This window comes from Ekhidna lutea (genome assembly GCF_900188325.1).
GTDB lineage: Bacteria > Bacteroidota > Bacteroidia > Cytophagales > Cyclobacteriaceae > Ekhidna > Ekhidna lutea.
The window spans coordinates 223,758-248,168 of the sequence record NZ_FZPD01000003.1; the positions used below are offsets into that span (position 1 = coordinate 223,758).

Annotated in this window: 27 protein-coding genes and 1 tRNA gene; 19 read left to right on the top strand and 9 right to left on the bottom strand. The window is 40.0% G+C overall.

Annotation, left to right across the window (positions count from 1 at the left end):
- Positions 1–21: 21 nt before the first annotated feature.
- A complete protein-coding gene (locus tag CHB71_RS08745; protein ID WP_089356539.1) occupies positions 22–582 on the bottom strand; it encodes a cob(I)yrinic acid a,c-diamide adenosyltransferase in 561 nt (186 codons plus the stop codon).
- The gene (locus CHB71_RS08750) at positions 579–1,292 is read right to left on the bottom strand and encodes an ABC transporter ATP-binding protein (RefSeq protein WP_089356540.1); all 714 of its coding nucleotides are present in this window, start codon (positions 1,290–1,292) and stop codon (positions 579–581) included. The genes CHB71_RS08745 and CHB71_RS08750 overlap by 4 nt, the downstream gene beginning before the upstream one ends.
- Before the next feature lie 102 nt (positions 1,293–1,394).
- Here CHB71_RS08750 and CHB71_RS08755 point away from each other — a divergent pair, with 102 nt between their 5' ends.
- Together CHB71_RS08755 and CHB71_RS08760 are read left to right on the top strand one after the other, a co-directional pair.
- Positions 1,395–1,811, top strand: coding sequence for a hypothetical protein (locus CHB71_RS08755; protein WP_089356541.1), 417 nt, complete (start codon positions 1,395–1,397; stop codon positions 1,809–1,811).
- The gene (locus tag CHB71_RS08760) at positions 1,812–2,144 is read left to right on the top strand and encodes an MGMT family protein (protein ID WP_089356542.1); all 333 of its coding nucleotides are present in this window, start codon (positions 1,812–1,814) and stop codon (positions 2,142–2,144) included.
- Positions 2,145–2,146: 2 nt separating this feature from the next.
- Here CHB71_RS08760 and CHB71_RS08765 read toward each other — a convergent pair whose 3' ends face one another.
- Both CHB71_RS08765 and CHB71_RS08770 read right to left on the bottom strand, forming a co-directional pair.
- Complete coding sequence (locus CHB71_RS08765) at positions 2,147–3,328, bottom strand: hypothetical protein (RefSeq protein ID WP_089356543.1); 1,182 nt, start codon at positions 3,326–3,328, stop codon at positions 2,147–2,149.
- Complete coding sequence (locus CHB71_RS08770) at positions 3,325–4,767, bottom strand: sodium:solute symporter (RefSeq protein ID WP_089356544.1); 1,443 nt, start codon at positions 4,765–4,767, stop codon at positions 3,325–3,327. The genes CHB71_RS08765 and CHB71_RS08770 overlap by 4 nt, the downstream gene beginning before the upstream one ends.
- 86 nt (positions 4,768–4,853) lie before the next feature.
- On the opposite strand from CHB71_RS08770, the gene CHB71_RS08775 reads away from it, so the two are divergent.
- Entirely contained in the window at positions 4,854–5,141 is a 288-nt protein-coding gene (locus CHB71_RS08775) for an ATP-dependent Clp protease adaptor ClpS (RefSeq protein ID WP_089356545.1), read from the top strand.
- Positions 5,142–5,143: 2 nt separating this feature from the next.
- The gene (recR, locus tag CHB71_RS08780; protein ID WP_089356546.1) at positions 5,144–5,752 is read left to right on the top strand and encodes a recombination mediator RecR; all 609 of its coding nucleotides are present in this window, start codon (positions 5,144–5,146) and stop codon (positions 5,750–5,752) included.
- A gap of 84 nt (positions 5,753–5,836) precedes the next feature.
- On the opposite strand, the gene CHB71_RS08785 is transcribed toward recR, so the two are convergent.
- A complete protein-coding gene (locus CHB71_RS08785) occupies positions 5,837–6,022 on the bottom strand; it encodes a hypothetical protein (RefSeq protein WP_089356547.1) in 186 nt (61 codons plus the stop codon).
- Between the two features lie 52 nt (positions 6,023–6,074).
- On the opposite strand from CHB71_RS08785, the gene CHB71_RS08790 reads away from it, so the two are divergent.
- From CHB71_RS08790 to CHB71_RS08805, 4 genes are all read left to right on the top strand, one after another.
- Complete coding sequence (locus CHB71_RS08790) at positions 6,075–7,334, top strand: UDP-N-acetylmuramoyl-tripeptide--D-alanyl-D-alanine ligase (RefSeq protein ID WP_089356548.1); 1,260 nt, start codon at positions 6,075–6,077, stop codon at positions 7,332–7,334.
- Positions 7,334–7,993 (top strand): DUF2461 domain-containing protein, encoded by a 660-nt coding sequence (locus CHB71_RS08795; protein WP_089356549.1) that lies wholly within the window; start codon positions 7,334–7,336, stop codon positions 7,991–7,993. The genes CHB71_RS08790 and CHB71_RS08795 overlap by 1 nt, the downstream gene beginning before the upstream one ends.
- Before the next feature lie 67 nt (positions 7,994–8,060).
- Positions 8,061–8,135 (top strand) — tRNA-Val (locus CHB71_RS08800).
- Positions 8,136–8,837: 702 nt separating this feature from the next.
- Positions 8,838–9,533: a hypothetical protein gene (locus CHB71_RS08805; protein WP_089356550.1), complete on the top strand. Its 696-nt coding sequence runs from the start codon at positions 8,838–8,840 to the stop codon at positions 9,531–9,533.
- Between the two features lie 34 nt (positions 9,534–9,567).
- Here the strand turns inward: CHB71_RS08805 and CHB71_RS08810 are convergent, their stop codons facing one another.
- Entirely contained in the window at positions 9,568–9,921 is a 354-nt protein-coding gene (locus tag CHB71_RS08810; protein WP_089356551.1) for a hypothetical protein, read from the bottom strand.
- 177 nt (positions 9,922–10,098) lie between these two features.
- On the opposite strand from CHB71_RS08810, the gene CHB71_RS08815 reads away from it, so the two are divergent.
- The 10 genes from CHB71_RS08815 to CHB71_RS08860 all read left to right on the top strand — a co-directional run bounded on the left by CHB71_RS08815 (position 10,099) and on the right by CHB71_RS08860 (position 19,921).
- Positions 10,099–11,178 (top strand): metallophosphoesterase, encoded by a 1,080-nt coding sequence (locus CHB71_RS08815; RefSeq protein WP_089356552.1) that lies wholly within the window; start codon positions 10,099–10,101, stop codon positions 11,176–11,178.
- Between the two features lie 123 nt (positions 11,179–11,301).
- Positions 11,302–12,300 (top strand): adenosine kinase, encoded by a 999-nt coding sequence (locus CHB71_RS08820; protein WP_089356553.1) that lies wholly within the window; start codon positions 11,302–11,304, stop codon positions 12,298–12,300.
- Positions 12,301–12,364: 64 nt separating this feature from the next.
- Entirely contained in the window at positions 12,365–13,714 is a 1,350-nt protein-coding gene (locus tag CHB71_RS08825) for a M16 family metallopeptidase (RefSeq protein ID WP_089356554.1), read from the top strand.
- Between the two features lie 21 nt (positions 13,715–13,735).
- Complete coding sequence (locus CHB71_RS08830) at positions 13,736–15,808, top strand: insulinase family protein (protein ID WP_089356555.1); 2,073 nt, start codon at positions 13,736–13,738, stop codon at positions 15,806–15,808.
- Between the two features lie 141 nt (positions 15,809–15,949).
- The gene (rpmH, locus tag CHB71_RS08835) at positions 15,950–16,105 is read left to right on the top strand and encodes a 50S ribosomal protein L34 (protein ID WP_089356556.1); all 156 of its coding nucleotides are present in this window, start codon (positions 15,950–15,952) and stop codon (positions 16,103–16,105) included.
- A gap of 10 nt (positions 16,106–16,115) precedes the next feature.
- The gene (rnpA, locus tag CHB71_RS08840; protein WP_089356557.1) at positions 16,116–16,505 is read left to right on the top strand and encodes a ribonuclease P protein component; all 390 of its coding nucleotides are present in this window, start codon (positions 16,116–16,118) and stop codon (positions 16,503–16,505) included.
- A 1-nt stretch (position 16,506) separates the two neighbouring features.
- On the top strand, positions 16,507–18,165 hold the full coding sequence (locus tag CHB71_RS08845) for a S41 family peptidase (protein WP_089356980.1): 1,659 nt from the start codon (positions 16,507–16,509) through the stop codon (positions 18,163–18,165).
- A complete protein-coding gene (gene tsaB, locus CHB71_RS08850; RefSeq protein ID WP_144017378.1) occupies positions 18,166–18,846 on the top strand; it encodes a tRNA (adenosine(37)-N6)-threonylcarbamoyltransferase complex dimerization subunit type 1 TsaB in 681 nt (226 codons plus the stop codon).
- On the top strand, positions 18,810–19,358 hold the full coding sequence (locus CHB71_RS08855) for a DUF2480 family protein (protein WP_245811240.1): 549 nt from the start codon (positions 18,810–18,812) through the stop codon (positions 19,356–19,358). The genes tsaB and CHB71_RS08855 overlap by 37 nt, the downstream gene beginning before the upstream one ends.
- An 8-nt stretch (positions 19,359–19,366) precedes the next feature.
- The gene (locus CHB71_RS08860; protein WP_089356559.1) at positions 19,367–19,921 is read left to right on the top strand and encodes a YfiT family bacillithiol transferase; all 555 of its coding nucleotides are present in this window, start codon (positions 19,367–19,369) and stop codon (positions 19,919–19,921) included.
- Between the two features lie 172 nt (positions 19,922–20,093).
- Here CHB71_RS08860 and floA read toward each other — a convergent pair whose 3' ends face one another.
- From floA to proS, 3 genes are read right to left on the bottom strand one after another with little or no spacing between them, the layout of a single operon-like run.
- Positions 20,094–21,119: a flotillin-like protein FloA gene (gene floA / locus CHB71_RS08865; protein ID WP_089356560.1), complete on the bottom strand. Its 1,026-nt coding sequence runs from the start codon at positions 21,117–21,119 to the stop codon at positions 20,094–20,096.
- Positions 21,120–21,128: 9 nt separating this feature from the next.
- Positions 21,129–21,593 carry an NfeD family protein gene (locus CHB71_RS08870; RefSeq protein WP_089356561.1) on the bottom strand — a complete coding sequence of 155 codons (465 nt, stop codon included), beginning with the start codon at positions 21,591–21,593 and terminating at the stop codon, positions 21,129–21,131.
- 3 nt (positions 21,594–21,596) lie between these two features.
- Positions 21,597–23,066: a proline--tRNA ligase gene (gene proS / locus CHB71_RS08875; protein WP_089356562.1), complete on the bottom strand. Its 1,470-nt coding sequence runs from the start codon at positions 23,064–23,066 to the stop codon at positions 21,597–21,599.
- 130 nt (positions 23,067–23,196) lie between these two features.
- Here proS and CHB71_RS08880 point away from each other — a divergent pair, with 130 nt between their 5' ends.
- The gene (locus CHB71_RS08880; protein WP_089356563.1) at positions 23,197–24,393 is read left to right on the top strand and encodes a hypothetical protein; all 1,197 of its coding nucleotides are present in this window, start codon (positions 23,197–23,199) and stop codon (positions 24,391–24,393) included.
- Positions 24,394–24,411: the final 18 nt, after the last annotated feature.

Consider the following 24,411-nt stretch of genomic DNA (forward strand, 5'->3'; position numbering starts at 1 on the left):
TTGGGTTGAAATGGGATTATTTCAATCAGACTTAGGTGACCAAGGCACTTCCTGTACACCTAAAATGTGCCCGATTGCGCGCGCAAAGATGAACAAATAATCAGACAATCTATTCATGAACTGTAATATTGACTCATCAATAGGCTCGTGATTAGCTAACGAAATGATGCTGCGTTCGGTTCTCCTGCATACCGTACGGCAGATATGCGCAAGCGAAACAGCAGGGTGCCCACCCGGTAAAATAAAAGTTTTTAAAGGAGGTACTTCGCTATCAAATTTATCAATCCAAACCTCTAATTGCTGCACCTCGGTTTTGGTGATTTGAGGAAGTTCAAAGCCTTTAAAATCTGCTTCAGTAGCCAGAATACTTCCGATAGAAAAAAGGTGTTCTTGAATCCAGTAAAGTTGTTGCTTCAGTCGGTTTTCAACTTCATCATGATCTTTTAGGTGTCCGATAAATGAATTGAGCTCGTCCACATTTCCATAGGCTTCAATTCTGAAATCAGCTTTTGAAACTTTTTTACCTCCCAGCAGAGAAGTTTGTCCCTTATCTCCTGTTTTTGTATAGAGTTTGGCACTCATGCAGGCACTTTAGTAGTTCTTACACTTTTATTCACCTCATCAGACTCAATCAACCCATCTCGTAATCGAACAATGCGATGCGAGTACTCTGCAATATCTTCTTCGTGCGTAACCATGATAATGGTGTTGCCTTTGTCGTGCAACTCCTGAAACAGGTCCATGATATCGTATGAGGTTTTGGAATCCAGGTTTCCAGTAGGCTCATCTGCAAGGATAATACTTGGGTTATTTACTAAAGCTCTCGCAATCGCAACCCTTTGCCTTTGTCCACCGGAAAGTTCATTTGGCTTGTGATACGCTCGGTCTTCCAAGCCAACACCAGCAAGTGCTGCGAGCGCCTTCTCTTCTCGTTCTGAAGAACTATAACCTGCATAAACGAGTGGAAGCGCTACATTTTCAAGAGCAGATGCTCTTGGTAAAAGGTTAAATGTCTGAAAAACGAATCCGATTTCCTTATTCCTGATTTCAGCAAGTTCGTTTTCCGTCAGGTCACTCACATCGTGATTATTTAACACATAGCTGCCATCAGTGGGAGTGTCCAGGCAACCAATGATGTTCATCAGGGTAGACTTCCCTGAGCCTGATGGTCCCATAAAAGCAACATATTCTCCCTGGTCGATATTGATCGAAATGGATTTTAAGGCCATAATGACCTCACTACCCATGATGTACTTTTTTGAAACCTCTGTTGTATTTATTATGCTGCTCATTGCTGTCCTTCTATGTTCGCTAAAGTAAAAAATTATGACCTGCTCGAGGCAAGACACTAACACGTTTTTTAGATAGTTTTGGTTCTAATAATGTTACACACTATGCTAGCAATCTTTTTAAGTCTTCTATTCATACCACAACTTTCAGGGTGGGAATTATTATCCTCAGTAGAAATTGTAATGGGGTATGATGACTTTATGAGTGCCGAAGTTGAGCAACCTAAATTTTCTGAACAACTAAAATTACGGGAAGGGAAGGAGCTAACCCTTGAAGGGTTCATTATCCCCCTTCAGCAGGAGAGCGATCAGGACTATTTTGTACTTTCTCGCTTCCCATATCAAAGTTGTTTTTTCTGTGGTGCAGCCGGTCCGGAGACGGTGGTGGAGGTCTATTCAGACAGACAATTTCGATTTACAGATGAACGTGTTAGGGTGACGGGTAAACTTCGGCTAAACGATGACAACCCATTGCATCTTTTTTATATCCTCGAAGATTGCCAGGTAACAAAGCTTGACTAAATGGATAAGGAGAGCTTCTTTCAGGATGTATATGAAGTTGCAAAACTTATACCGAAAGGAAGGGTGACTAGTTATGGAGCAATCGCCAAATATCTAGGCGTAGCACGGTCCGCTAGAGTGGTGGGATGGGCAATGAATGGAGCATCTACTTTGGATGATGTTCCAGCTCATCGAGTGGTAAATCGAATTGGAGTGTTAAGTGGAAAAAACCACTTTCAAACACCTACTAGAATGGAAGAGCTGTTGGAGAAAGAAGGGGTAAAAGTGAAAAACGATCAAATTTTAGATTTCGAAAAACACTTTTGGGATCCTATGACAGAACTTGGCTTGTGAATCTACCCATCCTGATTAGCTTCATCAATTACCCGAATAGCTTCATAAAATAGTTGGTGTAGGTATACTATTTTCATTAAATGGTTCATGTGCCCTTTAGCAAGGTATATGTTAAGCTTCTCTTTTGAATCATTCGTGGGTTGCATTGCTGCAACCATTTCAGAGTTTATGAAGACTTTCATTACATCTGCAGGCTGGTCATACCTTAATTCAAAATGCTCTTTAAGGAACCTCCCTGATAATTTATTGTCATCAAGGTTGAACACCTCATCAGACGCTCCAATTTTCAGAATAATCTCAGCACTATAATTACTCAGGTTGAATACACCTAAAAATTGAGTAGATTTTGATGAAATGATAGCTTTCCATGATTCCGCTACCCAATTATTTTTGACGGTAACTCTCTGAATTACTTGTTTCTCATCACTCAATAGTAAATCACTTTTTGTTTCTTCTTCCCACCCCCTGTTAATTTTGATTATTATAGAGTCTTCCAGTGTAGCCTTACGGGTATCATATTCATTCAAGGTTAATTTTATGGCATTTAGAATAAACTCTGAAACTGATTGATCTGGAGGTCTACTGAAATCAAGTGACTCGAAGCTTGGATTTTCTTCAGAAAATAGCGTGATCAGACATCTATTGTAAATACTGAAGAAATCTTCTTCTGATAAAAGAAACTTGTTACTAATACCTGTAGTTGGGTAGCTAATATTGATTGGGACTTTCACGTTATTCTTAAAAAATTTTTTCCCTTTATGATCTGAAATTTTCACTTTTATTAAAAAAGCATATTGTGTACTCAGGTCAAATGTTTGACTGGTTTGGATTTCAGATTCAAATCTTAAGTAGTAATCATGTCCTCCCTTTTTGATTGCTTTCTTGTGTTTGTTTAAGTACAAAGACGAGGGGCTGGCATACAGATCCTCCTCACTTCCGGCAAAAAAATAGACACTCTCGCCACCGAAGGTGACTTCTTTTATTCCAAAACTAGCTTTGAGTTTTTCTGAAATATCCTCTTTTAGTTTATTCAGGAGATTAGGGGATGACCTAAAATAGTCTGGTAATTCCGGGTCATTGGGGCCGCTGGGATAATTAAAGGTTAAATCGGTTACCAGAAGACCCTGTCCGTCTGTGATTAGAAAAGCAATTGTAAAAATTAATGTTGCAATGCATTTCTTCATTTTGCGCTTTTTTGAATTAAAAATAATCCTATAAAAGTTATGAGACCATTAAGTATTAATATTTCAAATCCAAATCTATAACCGGCCAGAAGGGCTTCAGAATTGATATTAATGAGGTAACTCAATAGTGGTGAAGTAACGCAAACAAGCGGAACAAATCGATCTTTTACATTCCATTTCGTGAATATTCCGAAAGCAAAAAGACCCAAGAGAGGGCCATAGGTGTAACCTGCAGCTATGAAAATAGATGTAATTACACTTTGGTCATTTATGGCCTGAAAAATCAGAATTACAAAAAAGAGAATAAATGAAAACCCAAAGTGAATTCCGATTCTGAGATTTTTGCGTTCTTCGTAGTTTTCTTTTCTGAACCCCAGAAAATCAACGCAAAAGGAAGTAGTAAGCGCTGTGAGCGCTGAGTCGGCGCTGGAGTATGCGGCAGCTGTTATTCCTAATAAAAAAGTTACGGTTCCGATTGTTGAAAACTCATTCACAGCAAGCATAGGGAAAAGATTGTCGGAGCGATCAGGAATGACGATACCACCGATTTCCGCATATTGATAAAGCAGAACACCGAGACTTAAAAACAAGAAATTGACAATGACCAAAATGATGCAAAACCAGAATACGTTTTTCTGTGCTTCACCGATATTCTTACAGGTCAAGTTTTTTTGCATCATATCCTGATCTAGCCCAGTCATCACTATGGCTATAAACGCTCCGCTAAAAAACTGTTTGTAAAAGTTGGTGCCACTTTGCCAGTCCCAATTGAAAATGGTAGATCGACTATCCTGAAATAAGCTTGAAGATAGCTCTGTCCAGGTCCAGGAAAGTTCGTTTTTAATAAAGAGGATACTCACAACAACTGCAACCAACATAAATGCCGTTTGTAGTGTGTCCGTCCAGACTATGGTTTTAATGCCACCTCTAAATGTATAAAGCCAAATGAGAATAATAGTAGTCAGCACAGAAATCCAAAATGGCAGATTATATGTATCAAAAAAAGCAATCTGTAGAACGCCGGCCACTAAAAAAAGCCTAAAGCTTGCGCCAATAATACGGCTGATTAAAAAGAAGAAAGCACCAGATTTATATGCCCAAAACCCAAAACGCTGTTCCAGATAGGTGTATATGGAAACCAGGTTGAGTTTGTAATATAGGGGCAGAAGAACCCTGGCAATTACAAAATAGCCTACCAGATATCCGAGCACGACCTGGAAATAGTGAAAGTTTGTATTGGCAACTTCTCCCGGAACAGAAATGAATGTAACTCCGGAAAGAGAAGCTCCAATCATTCCGAAGGCAACCAGGTACCACTTGGACTCACGATTAGCAGTGTAGAAGTCAGTGGATTTAGCATTTTTGGAGGTGATCCAGGAGATCCCAATCAATAAAATAAAATATCCCAGAATGATCGAGCCAACGAAAATCGGATTCATTGTGTTTGTTATTAAAATGCGGTTGCAAATTACAAAGCAACTCTGGTTGTTCGGCAATTATTAGTTTTGCAGTTAATCAAAGAGATATGAGTACTGATTTTGATATAGCGATTGAGGAAGAAATTCAGACAGGGGAAGATATCGGAAGTGAGAGTTTGCGCGATCTCATGGTTTACAACGATGACTTTAACACTTTCGATCATGTCATTAACACGCTGGTAAAAGTGTGCAAGCATGATGTGCATCAGGCTGAGCAATGTACATTTCTCATTCACTACAAGGGCAAATGCTCGGTGAAAAAAGGAATGTATGAGGAATTGAAACCAATGAGGGAAGGGGTCACTTCAGCTGGCATCAAAGCTTCAATAGTCTAAGAATGGAATTCCCTTCGCAGTTGGTGGAACGTGCCGTTGAAGAAATCTCCAGGCTTCCGGGCATTGGAAAAAAAACGGCACTCAGGCTGGCTTTGCATCTGTTAAAGCAACCTGAAGACGCTACTTTCGAGCTTTCATCCGCACTTAAAGAATTAAGAGAAAATATTAAGTACTGCAAAACCTGTCACATCATCGCTGACACGGAGGAGTGCACCTGTCAAAATGCTTATCGTGATACTTCCGTAATTTGTGTGGTGGAAGATACACCAGACGTTTTGGCAATCAGAAACACCGGACAGTATAACGGACTCTTTCATGTGCTTGGTGGACGTATCTCTCCAATGGATGGTATTGGCCCGGAGAATGTTAAAATCGATTCCTTGATCAGCCGCATTAAGAGTGATGATCAGGTGAAAGAGGTCATTTTGGCGCTGAGTGCTACTATGGAAGGGGATACAACTTCTTTTTATATAACTAAGCTCCTAAAAGAATCCGGAATCAAGGTGACGACTATTGCACGGGGAATTCCGGTAGGTAGTGAACTTGAGTTTGCTGATGAAGTGACGCTTGGGAGAAGTATCACTACCAGAACGCTTTTCAGTCAAGATTAATAATTAATACTAATTATTCGTTTTAGGTAAGCTACTTTCTGCCAATTGATCGCCTAGCTGAAACTTCAATTTGACCAAAAAAGGTTAATCCTTTCTCCTTCCACCGCCTCTTAAATTCTGTGACAATAGAACAGCAATCCCAAAAGCCATGATAAGAAATATCCACCTCGGATTTCCCTCTTTGTAGGTTTTCATCAAGTACCACACACTGAGAAATAAAGCCAGAATAATCCCTGCAAAAGCGAGGGGTCTTATGAGTTTTGGGTTCATGTGGTAAATATAGGAATCACATAATTGCTTCTTAAAAGATACTTTTGCCTCGATGGGTGATTTTATTGAATTTTTATACTCGAGATTCCTTTTAAGTGATGGTGTATCTATCGACACTCGGACAATCGAAAAAGGGAATCTGTTTTTTGCTATAAGTGGACCGAACTTTAATGCAAATAAGTTTGCAGAAGAAGCTTTAGCGAAAGGTGCTTCTTACGTTGTTGTGGATGACAAGGCCTTCTGCACAGATGATCGAATCATATACGCTGAAGACTGTTTAAAATCTTTGCAGAATCTTGCTGTTTTTCATAGGGACAGATTCAAAAGGCCTGTGCTGGGAATTACAGGATCGAATGGGAAAACAACTACCAAAGAGCTAATAACCCGAGTGCTTTCGAAGAAGTACACAGTTCATGCAACAAAGGGGAATTACAACAATCACATTGGAGTTCCACTAACCTTACTTCACATCCATCCACAGGTAGAAATTGCTGTTATCGAGATGGGGGCCAACCACGTTGGGGAGATTGCTATGTTGTGTGAAATGGCAAAGCCAACACATGGCCTGATTACCAATATCGGACATGCACATACCGAGGGTTTTGGGGGTTTTGAAGGTGTCATTAGAGGTAAGAGCGAGCTCTTTGATTATCTGAGAAAATCAAACGGACAGGTCCTTATCAACACAGATGATGAGGTCCTTTCCAACATGGCGAAAAGATTTCAAAACCCTGGAATATTTCCTTCTAAGGATCTGGACCTGACAGAAACAGCGCCAACGCTGGAAATTTCATTAGGCGGTAAAACAAAAAGCACTCAACTAATTGGGAAATATAATTTCTCAAATATCGCTGCTGCAGTATGTGTTGGACGGGTGTTTGATGTAACGGATGATGAAATTCTTGAGAGTATTGCTAGCTATGTTCCGGATAATTCCCGTTCACAGGTAATCAACAAGAATGGTGTCACAATTATTTTAGATGCCTACAATGCAAACCCTGACTCCATGAAAGCAGCACTTGAAAATCTTGCTGAATACGGTGTAGAAACAATCGCTGTTCTTGGGGATATGAACGAGCTGGACAATCCGGATGATGCGCATCATGAACTCTTAGCAATAGCAAAAGAATTGGGGATTAGTGATATTTATACCATCGGTGATAAGATAGGGAAAGTATCAAAAGCAAATCACTTTGCTTCAAAAGAAGCATTGGTTAAGGCGCTAAAAGCCACAAAACTAAAAGGTAAAACTGTCCTTTTAAAGGCCTCTCGTTCGATCAAATTAGAGACAATCGCAAACGAAATTGCATAATGGATTTACAATTTACCCTCGACTTCCTGTCGGATTTGGCCAAGAACAACAAGAAAGAATGGATGGATGATAACAGAAAAAGGTACCAGGAAGCAAAAGATCAGGTGCTGGAATTGAGTGCGGAAGTCATCCAGAAGACTGTCCCTTTTCATCCTGAAATTACAGGATTAGACCCTAAGAAAACCCTTTTTAGAATCAATCGAGATATTCGTTTTAGTAAAAACAAAGATCCCTATAAGACAAACTTTGGTGCTTCGATAACTGCAGGAGGACGCAAGTCAGGTAACCCCGGATTCTACCTGCACATTATGCCCGGAAATAATTTTGCCGGCGGAGGGTTGTATCAGCCTCAATCTGAGGTATTGCATAAAATCCGCCAGGAGATTGATTACAATGGAAAAGAAATACGATCCATTATTGAAGACACTAAGTTCAAAGAAACCTTTGGGGAACCATTTATGGAGGATAAGTTAAAAACTGCTCCAAAGGGCTATCCGAAAGATCATGAAAATATTGGGTTGTTACAGTTGAAGCACTACGTCTATATGCGGAAGATTTCTGATAAGGAGGTGACTTCAAAAGGGTTTTCAGATAAGGTAGCTGAGGTATATCAAACACTTAATCCGTTCATTCAATTTTTATCCAAAGCAATGGATTAAAAATTATTTTTTATCAAGACCTTGCACGGAAAATAAACCGTACTAAATTTGCAGTCCTTTTAAGGAAGGGCGCTTAGCTCAGTTGGTTCAGAGCACCTCGTTTACACCGAGGGGGTCGGGGGTTCGAATCCCTCAGCGCCCACATCAAAAACCCTGATTCAGAAATGAGTCAGGGTTTATTTTTTTATAAGTAAAGTATTTGTAGGGATGAGAACCCAGGTTCGAAACCGGAGCGCAGCGCAGGTTCACGAGGGGTTTGTGCGGCCTGGTTTGAGCGTATGAGTAATCCCTCAGCGCCCACATCAAAAACCCTGATTCAGAAATGCGTCAGGGTTTATTTTTTTATAAGTAAAGTATTTGTAGGGATGAGAACCCAGGTTCGAAACCGGAGCGCAGCGCAGGTTCACGAGGGGTTTGTGCGGCCTGGTTTGAGCGTATGAGTAATCCCTCAGCGCCCACATCAAAAACCCTGATTCAGAAATGCGTCAGGGTTTATTTTTTTATAAGTAAAGTATTTGAAGGGATGAGAACCCAGGTTCGAAACCGGAGCGCAGCGCAGGTTCACGAGGGGTTTGTGCGGCCTGGTTTGAGCGTATGAGTAATCCCTCAGCGCCCACATCAAACAGAAATCCATTACACGATAGAGTGTGATGGAATTTTTTGTTTTAAAGCCTTGTCAGTCCTTTGGGTCAGCTGAAAATAGTTACCGTGACCTTCTGATATAAGTGGTTACGAAAAACTAATCAAAATGCTTAAACAGATCCCCAGCCTTTCACTAAGAAAATGCTGGGATTAAACCATGAAATTTGCAGGGGAAAAATTAAATTAATCAGCTACTATCAAGATGAATAACTCACCAAAAATCCTGGCAGGTTTCTTTTGCATTTTAATAAGCTTTTTTTCAGTGGCTCAACTGGCATTTGAAAAATCGCCTATGGATTCTACAGCTAATAATAGCATCATAAAGGATTTGACTCCTCCACATACCGATCTACTTCCAACGCTCACCGGAAATTACATATATGGCCCGGCAACACGTATCAAGTTTGAAATAATTGAGAAGGAATCCGGTTGGGAAACGACCTACTTCCAGATAGCTGATCTTCCGTACATGAAATCTGACGGGAGGCAAATGATGCCTCATGATTTGAATGATGGTGAATACACAATGCAATACTACAGCGTGGATAAGGAGGGTAATCAGGAACAGGTTCAAGAGAAAACAATATATCTGGATAAGCATGGGCCTAAAGTAACCCCCTATTTTAATATTACTCCCACATCATTTATAGAGGGTATTCCGGTTTTTAGCGGAAGTGTTGACCTTATTGCTGAAATTGTTGACAATAATGTAGGTGTTCAAAAAGTGACATATAGAATAAATGAGGGTCCCATAGTAGAAAGTGATGAACTTCACACAATTGATTTTTCGAAAGAGTTGTCTCAATTAGAATCTGAAACGATAATTATTGAGATAAAAGCTTATGATACTTTCTACAATATTTCAAAAACTGTAATAGCGTTTAAGACAAAGGAATAGTCTGGGTTTCGGGATGGCGAGTGAAGGGTATTTTTTAACTCACCAAATATTCTTTAGCTGTTTCCTCGTCATTAAATGGTCGCATAGCTCCTCCAAGTAGCCGGTTATAGCCTGACAGCAAGACTTTTTTGGCTCCAGTTATTCCCACAACAGCACCTTTTACAGGAACGTTTTTTGTTTCTTTTCCCAGCTCTCTGATATATGCAGTGAATTTCCGGGTTGCTGGAGTATCCGTGATATTAACCAGCCTTAAATGTTCGCCGGGATTAGACAGCAAGAAGTCCCTTAAAGATGATGCAGTTTCAAGCATCTGCTCTTCATTCTGCCCACGATAGTCTACGTAAATAATCAGCTTCCCTTTATAGATGATTTTTTGAATTTTCGGCATTAGTAGTTAGGTATGTGTGAAATACGAAAATAATTAGTTTAAAAAACAATCCAAGGCACTAAGCGTGGGTGTGAAGAAAAAAATATGGGACAATATTATTTTTTTGTTCGTCGTGGGTAAAAAACCCCTTCTTTGGAACCATAATTGATAAATTGCCAACTCGATTATTGAAGGTAGATGGCAAAAAAGAATCAATTCAACACAAAAGCCCTTTACAAAAAACTGGATAAGCTTTTTGAAGCCGGTACCGTCCTCGAATTAAATAAAAAAAAGCGATGGGTCATTTTTTCCGACCTCCATATGGGAGATGGTGGCGCCACCGACGACTTCAAGAGAAATGCCAATCTTTTTACCTCTGCTCTGAAGGAATACTATTTAAAGAAAGATCACACATTAATTCTAAATGGGGATGTAGAAGAGCTTCAGCGATTCCAAATTCGAAAAATCCTCGAAAGATGGAGTGAGGTATATCAGTTGTTCGATCAGTTCAATGCTAAAGGAAATCTCTTTAAGACCATAGGTAATCACGATTTAGAGCTAGAGTTGATGAAAGAGCTTCCCTTTGATTACAAACTTCATGAAGCCTTGAAATTAAAATTTGGAACAAATCATTTATTTGTCTTTCACGGTCATCAGGCGAGCAAAAAGTATCAACAGCATAATGAGCTAATCGGTTTTACTTTAAAATATTTTGCAAATCCGCTCGGTATAAAAAGCTACTCAGTTTCTCATAGCAGTAAGAAACAATACAAAATTGAGAAACGAGTTTATGGTTTCTCCGCATTCAATAAAGTAGTGTCTATAATTGGCCACACCCATCGACCCCTTTTTGAGTCTCTGCATAAGTTAGACAGATTAAAATATAAAATAGAGCAATTATGCAGGGATTATGCCGAAGCGGATATCGAACAGCACAGTGAAATCAAAGCTGAACTAAAGACGCATAAAAAAGAGCTAAAGAAATATTACAAAGAAAATAAGGATCATAGCTTTCAAAGCTATGTATACAACACACTTTTTCACATTCCATGTTTATTCAATTCAGGATGTGTTGTTGGGAAGCGTGGAATGTCCTGTTTGGAGATCGAAGGAGATAAAATCAGACTAGTACACTGGTTTGATAAAAATATCAGCAAGAAATACCTTAAGAAAAGCGGGTACCAGCCCGAACAGCTTGGCAAAACAGATTTTTATCGGTTGGTTATCGATGAGGAATCATTGCATTACATATTTACGAGAATTAAATTTTTGGCATAGGAATTTCCAGATGTAAAATTCACGAAATGCTGATATCAATTAGTTTCGCAGTTTCATATAATGATTATAGACCCGAAGGCAAGACAAAAAGAATAGTTAACCTTCTCACAATAACCTGATAAAATGAGCAAAAAATACGACGTATGCGCTATCGGAAATGCGCTGGTAGATTATGAAATAGAAGTAGCAGATCAATTTTTTTCCGACCATAAGGTAGAAAAAGGATTGATGACGCTGGTTGATGAAGAAAGGCAGTCGGAGCTTGTAGATAGTGTAGAGGGTAAAATCAAGAAGAAGCAAGGGGGTGGATCTGCTGCGAATACCATTTTTGGACTTGCTGAGCTTGGAGGTAAAGGTTTCTACACCTGTAAAGTTGCCGATGATTCTGATGGGATATTGTATACAAATGATTTGATAAAAGCAGGAATCGATTCAAACCTGGATCCTAATAACCTGTATCAAGGAACTACCGGTAAGTGCTTGGTGATGATTACACCGGATGCTGAAAGAACGATGAATACCTATCTGGGCATTACAGCTGACTTTTCAGTGAATGAACTTCAGGAAGAAGCAATTAAAAATTCCACTTACTTATTTATGGAAGGATTTCTGGTTTCTTCTCCTACAGGATTGGAAGCTATGAAAAAAGCAAAAGAACTGGCTCAGAAGCATGGTGTGAAGGTGAGTCTCACCTTCTCGGATCCATCTATGGTTAAATATTTTGGTGATCAAATGAAGGAGGTAGTAGGGGACGGAGTAGACTTACTTTTTTGCAACATAGAAGAGGCTGAATTATTCACAGGAGTAAATGGAGAAGAAGAAGTGAAAAAAGCTATTTCAAAAGTTGCTAGGGAGTTTGTGATTACCAAGGGAAAGGATGGTGCGGTTGCTTTTGATGGAAATTCATACCATGAAATAGAACCATTCCCAACAAAGGCGATTGATGCAACTGGGGCAGGAGATATGTTTGCCGGAGCATTTTTGTATGGAATCAATCATGGGCTATCACATGCGCAGGCAGGGAAATTAGCTAGTGCAGCGAGCTCTGCTGTGGTTAGCAAGTTTGGGCCAAGATTAAATCAGAACCATATCAAGGAGATACGTGAAAATGTTGGCATATAATCCTTCGATGTAAACTGAATTGTTACTTTAGCGAAAATTATAAATCTAATATTCATAAAAAATCATGCGAAACACCCTAATCTTAATCATTCTATTCGCAGCTTTTGGCAGTCTTGCTCAGGAGAAGCGGATTGATTTTGTGGAGTATGACCTAGACAATGGGTTGCACGTGATCCTACATCAGGATAACTCAACCCCAATTGTTAATGTAGCTGTACTCTACCATGTTGGTTCGAAAAATGAGCCGGAAGGACGAACAGGATTTGCTCACTTTTTTGAGCATCTGATGTTTGAAGGATCTCCTAACATTGAAAGAGGTTCATTCTTTAAAATCATCCAAAATGCAGGGGGTCAGCTTAACGCTAACACCTCATTTGATCGGACTTTCTATTACGAAACACTCCCTTCTCACCAGTTAGAACTTGGACTTTATATGGAGTCTGAACGCATGCTTCATGCGAAGATCGATTCAACAGGTGTAGCCACCCAAAAAGAGGTAGTGAAAGAGGAGAAGCGTACACGAATCGACAATCAGCCATACATGTCTTTCCAGGAAAAAATATTTGGCAAGGCTTATGAGGGAACCCCATATTCATGGACACCTATTGGCTCATTTGAGGATATAGATAATGCAACAGAAGAGGACTTTAAAGATTTCTTCGATACTTTTTATGTACCGAATAACGCTACGCTTTCAATAGCAGGAGATATTGAAATAGAAGAAACCAAGAAATTGGTTGAGAAGTATTTTAGTGAAATCCCGAAAGGGACAAAAGAAATCCCAAGACCAGAAATTGAGGCACCAGACCTTGGCGGAGAAGTCAGAGAAGAGGTTTTCGATAATGTACAGCTCCCAGGTGTATTTCAGGCTTACAGAATGGCAGAGCAAGGATCAGACGATTACTATGCAATGCAAATGCTAACGACATTACTTTCAGGAGGACAAAGCTCCAGATTTCAAAAAGAGATTGTAGATAATAAGGAGATTGCTGCTTTCGTAGGATCATTTCCATTTGCTCTTGAGGAGGGCGGTCTTTTCATTTCACTTGGTTTAGTGAATGTCGGTAATACACCGGAGGAATTGGAGGAAGCAATGATTGAAGAAATTGATCGAGTAAAGAATGAAGAAATCAGTGATCGTGAATTTCAAAAACTTCAAAATCAAATTGAGAATGATTTCGTGAGTTCAAACAGCACTATGAGAGGCATTGCTGAGAGCCTGGCCGATTATCACGTCTATTACGGTGATGCAAATTTGATTAACAGTGAAATTGAAAGATACATGGCTGTGACCAAAGAAGATATTAAGCGAGTGGCTAAAAAATATCTTACGCCGGACAATAGAGTGACACTTTATTACTTGCCAAAATCAGCGCAACAAAAGCCTGATGATGAAAAACTCGACGATCAATAAACCTAATCAAAGCAGGAAATTATGAATTTTAAGAATATATTATCCCTCGTTCTGACCATCGGAATAGTAGGTGCTTTTGCACAGGTGGATCGGAGCAAGCTGCCGGAAGCAGCAACCCCTCGTCCAATTAATATCGGCGAGTATGAATCCTTTGAATTAAAGAATGGACTAAAAGTTTTCATCATTGAAAACCACAAACTTCCACGGGTAAGTTATAATCTGCTAGTGGACAGGGAGCCACTTTTGGAGGAAGATAAGGTAGGCTACCTGGGGATGGTTGGACAGATGATGATGCGTGGGACAGAAACCAGAACCAAGGAGCAACTGGATGAAGAAATCGACTTCATTGGCGCCTCTGTTTTTGCTGGTTCTACAAATGTATTTGCATCAGGATTGTCAAAGTATCAGGAAAAAATTCTAGAGCTGATGACTGACGTAGCTTTCAACCCAACATTTCCGGAAGAAGAGCTTGAAAAAATCCGTAAGCAAACCCTTTCAGGACTTGCGTCGGCAAAAGAAGATCCCGGCGCTATCGCTGGTAACCTGAATCAGGCTTTGGTGTTTGGAAAAAATCACCCATATGGGGAAATCCAAACGGAGGAAACAACAAATAACATTACCGTTGAAGACCTCAAAGCATATCACTCAACCTATTTTAAACCCAATATTTCCTATTTGGCAATAGTGGGAGATGTTGATCCTAAGCAGATGAAGAAAATGGTAAAGACCTATTTCGGAAGCTGGGAAGAAGGCGAGGTTCCAATGCCATCATATGAGACTCCACAAGCCCCGGAAAAAACAAAAGTAGGAATTGTAAACAGGTCTGCGTCTGTACAATCGGTAATAAATATTACCTACCCTGTAGTGCTGCCGGTTGGCTCAGAGGATGCCATTAAAGTGAGAGTTATGAATCAGATACTTGGGGGATCATTTTCCGGCAAGCTGAACATGAATTTACGAGAAGATAAAGGCTATACCTATGGCAGCCGGTCGTCTCTTTCCTCGGATGAGCTTGTCTCTCGTTTTAATGCCAATGCAGACGTAAGAAATGAGGTTACGGATAGTGCTGTTGTTCAGATGATTTACGAGATGGAGCAAATGCGAAATGGAGAGATCACAGAAGAAGAGCTGGAGCTTGCCAAAAATTCAATTTCAGGCAGTTTTTCTCAATCACTGGAAAGGCCTCAGACTGTTGCGAATTTCGCTCTGAATACTGCTATTTATAATTTACCTGAAGACTATTACAATACCTACCTTCAAAAAGTGCAGGCAGTTACAATTGAAGATGTGAAGGCCATTGCTCAGAAATATTTAAGTACTGAAAAGGCTCACATTAACATTGTTGGTAAAGCAAGCGAGGTAGCTGAAAAACTGAAGCAGTTTGGTGAACTTACTTACTACGATACCTATGGCAATGAAGTTGATCCTTCACTTTCAAAACTGCCTGAGGGATTAACTGCAGAAACTGTTCTTAAAAACTACATTGAGGCAATTGGTGGTAGAGAGAAAGTTGAAGCGGTGAATTCTGTGAAGATGAAAATGGAAGCTTCTATAATGGGTCAATCCCTAAATATGGAATCGACAAGAATGGCTCCAAACAAGATGTTGATGGAAGTAAAAATGGGTGGAAATGTCATGCAAAAGCAAGTCTTTGATGGTGAAAAAGGAGCTAGCTCAGGAATGCAAGGGAGTAAAAAAATTGAAGGAAATGAAGCTCTAGATATGGCAATAAGTTCTTCTATTGTGGAAGAAACAGTTTATCTCGACAAGAATGTTGATGTAAAGTTGACTTCAGTTGAAAATATCGATGGAAATGATGCGTATGGGCTTGAAGTGACTATGCCTTCCGGTAAGAAATCCATAAGATATTATGATACAGAAACCGGATTCCTTGTTCGGACTACTAATACGATTGAGGCACCTCAGGGGGCAATGACTTTATCGACAGATTATTCTGATTATAAGGAGTATGGTGGGATACTATTTCCAACAGGAATCAAACAACCAATGAATGCTCAAATGAAAATGGATATTAAAGTGACCGAAATTCTTGTGAATGAGGAAATTGATGAATCTATCTTCAATGTGGAATAACTAGAATATTTTCACAAAATTTGCATAGAGGGCAAGGATTTATCTATCTTTGCCCTCCGTTTTTAAAGACGAAAGATAAGATATCATGAAATGAGACTCCCGGGTCGAATTCCATGTTGCTTTTGAAAAACAACTATAGACATGAAAAGGACATTTCAACCGTCAGTAAGAAAGAAGAAAAACAAGCACGGATTCAGAAAAAGAATGGAGAGTGTGAATGGTCAATCTGTGATTGCCAGAAGAAGAGCAAAAGGTCGTAAGAGACTGACTGTATCTGACGATATCCACAAGAAGTAAATCATGGCCTATGGGCCTTTCCAAAGACAGTTTTTCTAAGCAGGAAAAACTTACAAGCAAGAAAAAAATTGAGGGACTATTTAAAAAAGGTTCCTCTTTTTATTTGGGCGACTTCCAGGTTCGTCATCTACGGTCAGCAATACCAGGACCAAATCAAATCCTCATTTCCGTTCCGAAACGTAACTTTAAACGTGCAGTAGATCGGAATCTACTCAAGCGAAAAGTGCGTGAAGCATACCGCCTGAATAAGCATTTAATCGATAATGTGGATGATAAGTCACAGCATTACATTGCATTCATTTATCTTTCAAAACAGATTTTAACCTTTGATAACATCCAGACTCAACTAATTAAGTGTCTGGAACGTTTGGGTAGTATTAGTGCAGAAAATGCAGATTGATATGAGCAGAAAAGTAAAAATTCTCCTTCCTTCTATTTTGATTCTAATCGTCACTATTGCCGCTGTTAAGCCGCCGACGGATAGATACTTCGAAATCCTAAAGAACCTTGACATATTCGCCACGCTGTTCAAAGAAGTCAATACCCACTATGTAGATGAGGTGAACCCAACTACTTTGATGAAATCCGGTATTGACGAAATGCTCGAAACATTAGATCCATACACGAACTATATCGCTGCAGATGATATAGAGACTTATCGGATGATGACCACTGGAGAATATTCAGGCATTGGAGCCGTTGTGGAACGGAAAAATGGGATAAGCACCATAGTAATGCCGTATGAAGGCTTTGCCGCTCATGAGGCTGGTTTGAGATCTGGAGATGAAATCCATGCCATCAACGGTATTTCACTCAATGGAAAATCACAGGAGGAGGTCAGGTTTCTTATGAAGGGACAATCAAATTCTGAAATCACTTTAACAGTCAAACGTTTTGGACAAGACGAAATGTTTGATGTCAAAGTAAAACGGGAAAAGATTGCAGTAGATAGTGTGCCATACGCAGGCATGGTTACAGACAATATCGGCTATGTCAGATTAACAAGCTTTACGCAAAACGTAGGACGATCAATTGGGATAAAAGTACTTGACCTGATGGAACAGGGAGCTGAGAGCATTATTCTAGACCTTCGTGGAAATCCGGGTGGACTCCTTCACGAAGCAGTTAATGTGTCCAATGTTTTTGTAGAAAAAGGAAAAAAGATTGTAGCTCAAAAAGGAAAAGTAAGAGCCAATGACTGGATTTATAAAACCTTAAATGATCCAGTAGACCCGGACATACCTGTTGTCGTTTTGACAGATAATGGGAGTGCTTCGGCTTCTGAAATAGTGTCTGGCGTAATGCAAGACTATGATAGAGGCGTGCTGATAGGAAGAAAAACGTTTGGAAAGGGATTGGTGCAAATTGAACGGCCACTCTCTTATGATGCTGTAGTAAAGATTACTACGGCTAAATATTATACACCTACAGGACGATGCATCCAGGCGATCGATTACGGCAATAGAAATGATGATGGTAGTGTTGGAAAAATTCCAGACTCATTGAAAAATGAATTTTACACCAAAAATGGAAGACTTGTATATGATGGTGGAGGGATTGACCCTGATGTAGAAGTTGAAAAGCTTGATTTTGCTCCTATTACAAAGAGTCTTTTAAGAAACGACCACATCTTCTATTACGCTACAGAGTATTACTATAAAAATGAAGGCCTAAATCCTGCATCACCTAATGAACTTAGGCTATCGGACGAAGAGTATGAACAGTTTGTTAAATGGCTTTCCAAACGAGATTTTGACTATGTGACAAAGGTAGAGCAGGAAACAAAGGATCTGATAAAAATTGCCAAGCAAGAAAAGAAATACACTAAGCTTAAAAGCTATTTTGATGCGCTGGAAAAAGCAACTCGTCACAATAAAGATGAAGACCTAATCACCTTTAAAGACGAAATAGTGATGCTTTTGGAGCAGGAGATTGCCGGAAGATATTTTTATGAGCGAGGCATCATAGAGTCTACTTTCGGAAAGGATCCTGATGTTCAGGCTGCTATTTCTGTGCTTGATGATACTACCAAATACAACTCGATTCTAAATCCTAACTAATTGGCCTTAATTCTCAGCATAGAGACATCTACCATGGTGTGCTCTGTTGCACTTCATCGCAATGGAGAGCTTCTTTCAAATCAACTTCACAAGGTAGAAAAATCACACTCCTCCTTGTTGCCAGGAATAGGATTGGAAGTTTGTCAAGAGGCAAATGTTGAGTTTGGTGATCTTGATGCGGTAGCTGTTTCTTCGGGTCCGGGTTCGTATACTGGCTTGAGAATAGGAGTGTCTACTGCCAAGGGAATATGTTTTACACTAAATAAGAAACTGATTTCGATTCCATCGCTGGATATTATATCAGAATCACAAAGAGATAAATTTTCTGGAGATTACCTCCTGTGCCCAATGATGGATGCCAGAAGGATGGAGGTGTATACTCAGATTGAAGACCAAAGTGGCAAATTAATATGGGATTTGCAGCCCAAGATTCTGGATGAAAATACATTTAATGAATTTGAGCAACCGCTTTATTTATTTGGTGATGGCATGCCGAAGTTTAAAGAAATCGCCAATCAGAAAAACCTGATTTTCATTGAGGATGTGATTCCAAATGCAGAAAATATGGGAAGACTAGCATTAGAGAAGTTCAAAAATGAGCAATTTGAAGATGTAGCTTACTTTGAGCCGAACTATCTAAAGGAATGGCGAACTACCACACCGAAAAAACAGTTGCTGTAACGATGGACGAAATTGTAAATAGAGTAGCAAAGAGCCCACTGGTTTCCATTGACCTGGAGGATCACCTGGATAAAGGAGAGTATGCAGTCTTTGATGTAAAAGAGACACTTTTCGAAGGGTTAATCCTGAGAGAAAAGGATTTCAGATCCTATTTAAAAGAAAAGGATTGGTCAGTTTATCAAGATAAAAATGTAGGGCTTATCTGCTCAGCAGATGCAATTGTTCCTACCTGGGCTTATATGCTTCTGGTCACCAAGATCAAGGAGTTTGCCAATGTAGTTACTTACGGTAATGAGGACGCCATTGAGAAAGAATTAATCGATCAGGCTATCGACAGATGTATTGGTGAGAACAACCTGAAAGAAAAGAAGGTGGTAATCAAAGGCTGTGGCAATGTGAAAAACGTTGAGTATGCCTACACTAAAATCACAGAAAAACTGTTTCCTCTGGTAAGTAGTCTTATGTATGGCGAACCTTGCAGTACAGTCCCTATCTTTAAACGCAAAAAATAACCTAACACGTGGATATAGATGTTTTGAAATACCCTGTTGGAAAGTATGAAGCACCAGCAGAGATCACCGGGGATGTATTCGACAAATGGATCGAAACCATGGCTTCATTACCGGAGCAGCTGAAAAAGGTAGTTGGAAACCTTTCTTACGATGAGTTGGAACTTCAGTACAGACCAGGTAGCTGGAACATTAAGCAGGTTGTTCACCATCTGGCGGATAGTCACATGAATAGCTTCATTCGGTTCAAATTAATTCTCACAGAGGAAAATCCTACGATCAAACCGTATGACGAAGCAGCATGGGCCAAAACAGCCGATGCAAACAATGAAGATATTATGGAGTCAATTGATATCCTTGAGGGCCTTCATAACCGATGGGTGATGTTGCTCAAGTCGTTGAAGCCAGAGCACAAGAAGCGAACCTATTTTCATCCGGAATATGACAAAGAATTTACACTTGAATGGATGCTCGGGCTATATAATTGGCATTGTAAACATCATCTGGCTCACATAAAACAAGCGATCAAGTTGGAAGGAGAATTCACACCCGAAAAAGTAGGGTAGCGCCCTCTGTCTTTAGTAAATGTCCCATTGAGGGGACTATAGGGGTGTCAACAGACAGCCTGAATTGATTCACTTTTTATCCTCTGCGATAATCTCACAGCGTCCTCAGTGATTAATGATCAAAAAAAGCCCCTTGGATTTCTCCGAGGGGCTTTCTTAGGTTAGTCAGGAATTAGTCTTTCTTCTTGCTCGATCCTTTTTTACTTCCGGAACCAGCAATTGAACTTCTCATATCCGTATCCGCCTCAATGTTTTGGAACTTGTAATAGTCCATAATCCCGAGGTTTCCACTTCTAAAAGCTTCCGCAATTGCTTTCGGTACCTCAGCCTCAGCAAGGATTACTTTAGCTCTTGCATCTTGTGCTTTCGCTACCATCTCTTGTTCTTCAGCAACAGCCATCGCTCTTCTTTCCTCAGCTTTTGCCTCAGCCACTTTCAGGTCTGCTGATGCTTGATCCGTTTGTAGTTTCGCACCGATGTTTGCCCCAACGTCTACATCAGCAATATCTATGGATAAGATTTCAAATGCCGTACCCGCATCCAATCCACGTTGAAGGACTAGCTTAGATATTTTATCCGGATTTTCAAGAACTTCTTTGTGAGTCGAAGCTGAACCTACAGAAGTCACAATACCTTCTCCAACTCTCGCAAGAATGGTTTCTTCACCAGCACCCCCAACAAGTTGCTGAATGTTGGCCCGAATGGTTACTCGAGCTTTTGCAACAAGCTGAATGCCGTCAGCCGCAACTGCAGCCACAGAAGGAGTATTGATTACTTTAGGGTTTACTGAAATTTGAACAGCTTCAAATACATCTCTACCTGCAAGATCAATAGCAGTAGCCTGCTTAAAAGTTAAGTTGATGTTTGCCTTATCCGCAGAGATTAAGGCTTTGATCACCTGAGGGACATTGCCTCCAGCCAGGTAATGAGTTTCCAGGTCTTGAGTTCTAAGATCTCTTTTTGTTTCTCCCTCTATCTCTGTAATCTTCAGACCAGCCTTCGTTGCTGTAATGAGAGAATTGACAATTATAGAAGGAGGTACTTTCCTTATTCTCATAAAGAATAATTCAAAAAGACCAACTCTGACGTTGGTTACTTGAGCAGTAATCCATAGCCCTACAGGAATGTAGTATAGCAATATAAATAACGCTATTATGGCTACAATTACTATTACTATTGTCACTATTCCATATCCCATGTTTATATTTTATATAGGTTTTACAAAAATTCTGGTATTGTCTATTTTTTCGATTTCAATTTCGACATTTTCATCGACATAATTCCCTTTCGATCGAACTTCAATTACAACATCATTGAAAATTGCTTTACCAATAGGCTTCAATGTCGAAATAGTCCTTCCTTTATCACCCAATTTCAAGGAATGCTTAAAATCCTGATTGACTTTTGATTCATGAGATTGTTGTAAGGAGAATCGTTCCCACGTTTTACCTCTAAAAGCCAACACTAATGACAAAACGTTAACAATGACTGCTAAAATTAAAACGATGGTGCCCGTAGTTGAATCAAAATATTCGAAGCTGAGATAAACTCCATATATAGAGCATAGTACTCCTAAAGTCCCTGCAATAAAAATTCCAGGAATAAATAATATCTCAGCAATCACCAGGAAAGCGCCAACGAGTATAAGCGATATAATAGTAAACCATTCCATTAATTAGTAGGCCTTAGCAAAGAGAACACGTCCCTTAGACGGCTTGCCTGTAAAGATACAAGTTCCTTCTTCTTCTTTTTGATCTAACGGGATACATCGAATTGTTGCCTTGGTTTCTTCTTTGATTTTATCTTCTGTCTCAGCAGTTCCGTCCCAATGTGCATACACAAACCCCTGCTCTACCAACTCTTTAAACTCATCATAGGTGTTCGCCTCCTTTGAGTTTTCCTCTCTAAGTTCTTTTGCTTTATTATAAATATTCACCTGAATATCTTTCAAGAGATGCATAACATGATCGACAGCCCCATCGATGGGATGGAAAGATTTTTCCTTGGTATCTCTCCGAGCTATTTCGACAGTTCCTTTCTCTAAATCTTTTGGGCCAATGGCTAGACGAACCGGTACTCCTTTTAGCTCATACTCGGCAAATTTCCATCCCGGTTTATGTGTGTCTCTGGTATCAAATTTCACAGAAACACCTTTTTCTTTCAGTTGAGCAACAATCGGAGCGACTACCTCTTCTATTTGAGCAAGTTGCTCATCTTTAAAATAGATCGGCACGATCACCACCTGGATTGGAGCCAATTTTGGAGGTAACACTAATCCATCATCATCAGAATGAGCCATTATCAAAGCACCCATCAATCGGGTGCTTACCCCCCATGATGTACCCCAAACCAGTTCTTCCTTACCTTCTTTTGTTGCAAACTTCACATCGAAGGCTTTAGCAAAATTCTGCCCAAGGAAGTGTGAGGTTCCAGCCTGAAGTGCTTTACCATCTTGCATCATTGCCTCAATACAGTAGGTATCCACTGCACCAGCAAATCGCTCACTTTCTGTTTTTACTCCTTTTATAACCGGCATTGCCATAAATTCCTCAGCAAATGTGGCGTAGACATCCAGCATCTGCCTGGTTTCGTCAACCGCCTCTTGCTTAGTGGCATGAGCTGTATGACCTTCCTGCCATAAAAATTCAGCAGTTCTTAAGAAAAGCCGTGTTCTCATTTCCCAACGCATCACATTCGCCCACTGGTTAACCAGGATTGGTAAATCACGGTAGGATTGAATCCAGTTTTTATAAGAGTCCCATATCACTGTTTCAGAGGTTGGTCTTATGATTAACTCTTCTTCTAGTTTGGCTTCAGGATCCACCACTACTCCCTTACCATTTTCATCATTTTTTAAGCGGTAATGGGTAACCACTGCACATTCTTTGGCAAAACCTTCCACATGATCTGCTTCTTTACTCAGGAAGGATTTTGGAATAAGTAATGGGAAATATGCATTTTCATGACCTGTGTCTTTAAACATTCGATCAAGTGTTTGTTGCATTTTCTCCCAAATAGCAAAACCATAGGGTTTTATTACCATACAGCCTCTAACAGGAGAATTTTCTGCTAATCCGGCCTTTTTTACCAGTTCATTATACCATAGAGAGTAATCTTCCGAACGAGATGGAATAGCTTTTGCCATGAATAAGTTTTTCTTTTGGTATGGAGTTTGCTCCTTTTAGTAAAAAGATTTTCTAAGGGACGCAAATATAGCGGAGGTGTAGAACAGAGAGCCCTTGAGAATCGTTAAATTAAAACAAAGGAGGATCGTCATGAGACATTATTTAAAAAACACACTGGTTTTCATCTTAGGACTCACCGTGATCGGGGCATTCGGTCAGGAGTACGATGATTTATACTTCACCAAAGAAGATAGAGTAAAGAAGAAGTCCAAATCCAATGTGACGATCTCCGCCAATCAGGAAGTGCAGGAAGAAAACAATGAAGAACTAAGCTTCCTGGGTCGACAATACAAAGACAACAACCCTGTCATTGATGGTGTGAGTGAGGAGTCGCTGGAATATTATGCTCCTGAAAAAACACAGGAAGATTACATTTCTGAAGACACTCAAAATGCTTACATCAACGGAACAGACAGGAATCCGAATTTTAGTAATCCTCAGGCTTCATTCAATGACAATCCAAACAGCCAGCCAGTTGTAATAAACAACTATTACAACGACAACTGGAATACCGGGAACCGATGGAATAATCCTGGATGGAGATTTAATATTGGTTGGAACAGCTGGGGCTGGAATACATGGTCAGTATCCTACGGTTGGGGTAATGCCTGGAACCCATGGTACGATCCTTTCTGGGATCCATGGTACAATAATGTATGGGGATCAAGATGGGGCTGGAACTCTTGGGGTTGGAATGCAGGCTGGGGCTTGAGAGGTGGATTTTATGATCCCTATTGGTGTCCCTCATATTATAGAGGATACACAAGACCAATATATATAGTGGATTCTGATAATCGTAGAAGAAGAGATATTGTGAGGGGTTCTAGAAATAGTAGGGGTTCAATTTCCTCATGGGAAAGCAGATCATCTTCGGGCAGAAGATCAGCTGTTGCAAGCGAGGTGAATCGTAATCAAAGCTATAGTCGACAGCAGGCAGACTACTTGAACAGATCCAGGAGTAGCAGATATAGTAGTGACAATAACCGAGGATCAAGCAATTCCGGTAACCGAACTTTCAATACAAATAGCAACTCAAGAAGTACTTCCTCTTATGGAAGAAGGGCGTCAGGAAGCTCAAGCAATAACAATTTTAGCAGATCTTCCAATAGTTCGAGAAGCCGTTCTTACACGCCATCATCTTCCGGAAGCAGTAATCGAAGTTTCTCGCGATCGTCCAGTTCATCTCGAAGTTCTGGTTCGGTAAGGTCTGGAAGTTCTTCTAGTAGATCGTCAGGGTCAAGATCTTCATCTGGCAGATCCAGTTCTGGAAGAAGAGGTGGTAATTAATAAATAATCTGATTAAGT

Coding starts and splice junctions, on each gene's coding strand:
- CHB71_RS08750 (WP_089356540.1), bottom strand. CDS start 1,292: ATGAGCAGCATAATAAATACAACAGAGGTTTCAAAAAAGTACATCATG.
- rnpA (WP_089356557.1), top strand. CDS start 16,116: ATGGGCCTTTCCAAAGACAGTTTTTCTAAGCAGGAAAAACTTACAAGC.
- CHB71_RS08815 (WP_089356552.1), top strand. CDS start 10,099: ATGGCAAAAAAGAATCAATTCAACACAAAAGCCCTTTACAAAAAACTG.
- CHB71_RS08770 (WP_089356544.1), bottom strand. CDS start 4,767: ATGAATCCGATTTTCGTTGGCTCGATCATTCTGGGATATTTTATTTTA.
- CHB71_RS08855 (WP_245811240.1), top strand. CDS start 18,810: ATGGCGAACTACCACACCGAAAAAACAGTTGCTGTAACGATGGACGAA.
- proS (WP_089356562.1), bottom strand. CDS start 23,066: ATGGCAAAAGCTATTCCATCTCGTTCGGAAGATTACTCTCTATGGTAT.
- CHB71_RS08825 (WP_089356554.1), top strand. CDS start 12,365: ATGCGAAACACCCTAATCTTAATCATTCTATTCGCAGCTTTTGGCAGT.
- CHB71_RS08785 (WP_089356547.1), bottom strand. CDS start 6,022: ATGAACCCAAAACTCATAAGACCCCTCGCTTTTGCAGGGATTATTCTG.
- CHB71_RS08880 (WP_089356563.1), top strand. CDS start 23,197: ATGAGACATTATTTAAAAAACACACTGGTTTTCATCTTAGGACTCACC.
- rpmH (WP_089356556.1), top strand. CDS start 15,950: ATGAAAAGGACATTTCAACCGTCAGTAAGAAAGAAGAAAAACAAGCAC.
- CHB71_RS08790 (WP_089356548.1), top strand. CDS start 6,075: ATGGGTGATTTTATTGAATTTTTATACTCGAGATTCCTTTTAAGTGAT.
- CHB71_RS08795 (WP_089356549.1), top strand. CDS start 7,334: ATGGATTTACAATTTACCCTCGACTTCCTGTCGGATTTGGCCAAGAAC.
- CHB71_RS08765 (WP_089356543.1), bottom strand. CDS start 3,328: ATGAAGAAATGCATTGCAACATTAATTTTTACAATTGCTTTTCTAATC.
- CHB71_RS08845 (WP_089356980.1), top strand. CDS start 16,507: ATGAGCAGAAAAGTAAAAATTCTCCTTCCTTCTATTTTGATTCTAATC.
- CHB71_RS08810 (WP_089356551.1), bottom strand. CDS start 9,921: ATGCCGAAAATTCAAAAAATCATCTATAAAGGGAAGCTGATTATTTAC.
- CHB71_RS08755 (WP_089356541.1), top strand. CDS start 1,395: ATGCTAGCAATCTTTTTAAGTCTTCTATTCATACCACAACTTTCAGGG.
- recR (WP_089356546.1), top strand. CDS start 5,144: ATGGAATTCCCTTCGCAGTTGGTGGAACGTGCCGTTGAAGAAATCTCC.
- CHB71_RS08775 (WP_089356545.1), top strand. CDS start 4,854: ATGAGTACTGATTTTGATATAGCGATTGAGGAAGAAATTCAGACAGGG.
- CHB71_RS08830 (WP_089356555.1), top strand. CDS start 13,736: ATGAATTTTAAGAATATATTATCCCTCGTTCTGACCATCGGAATAGTA.
- CHB71_RS08745 (WP_089356539.1), bottom strand. CDS start 582: ATGAGTGCCAAACTCTATACAAAAACAGGAGATAAGGGACAAACTTCT.
- CHB71_RS08805 (WP_089356550.1), top strand. CDS start 8,838: ATGAATAACTCACCAAAAATCCTGGCAGGTTTCTTTTGCATTTTAATA.
- CHB71_RS08870 (WP_089356561.1), bottom strand. CDS start 21,593: ATGGAATGGTTTACTATTATATCGCTTATACTCGTTGGCGCTTTCCTG.
- CHB71_RS08820 (WP_089356553.1), top strand. CDS start 11,302: ATGAGCAAAAAATACGACGTATGCGCTATCGGAAATGCGCTGGTAGAT.
- CHB71_RS08760 (WP_089356542.1), top strand. CDS start 1,812: ATGGATAAGGAGAGCTTCTTTCAGGATGTATATGAAGTTGCAAAACTT.
- floA (WP_089356560.1), bottom strand. CDS start 21,119: ATGGGATATGGAATAGTGACAATAGTAATAGTAATTGTAGCCATAATA.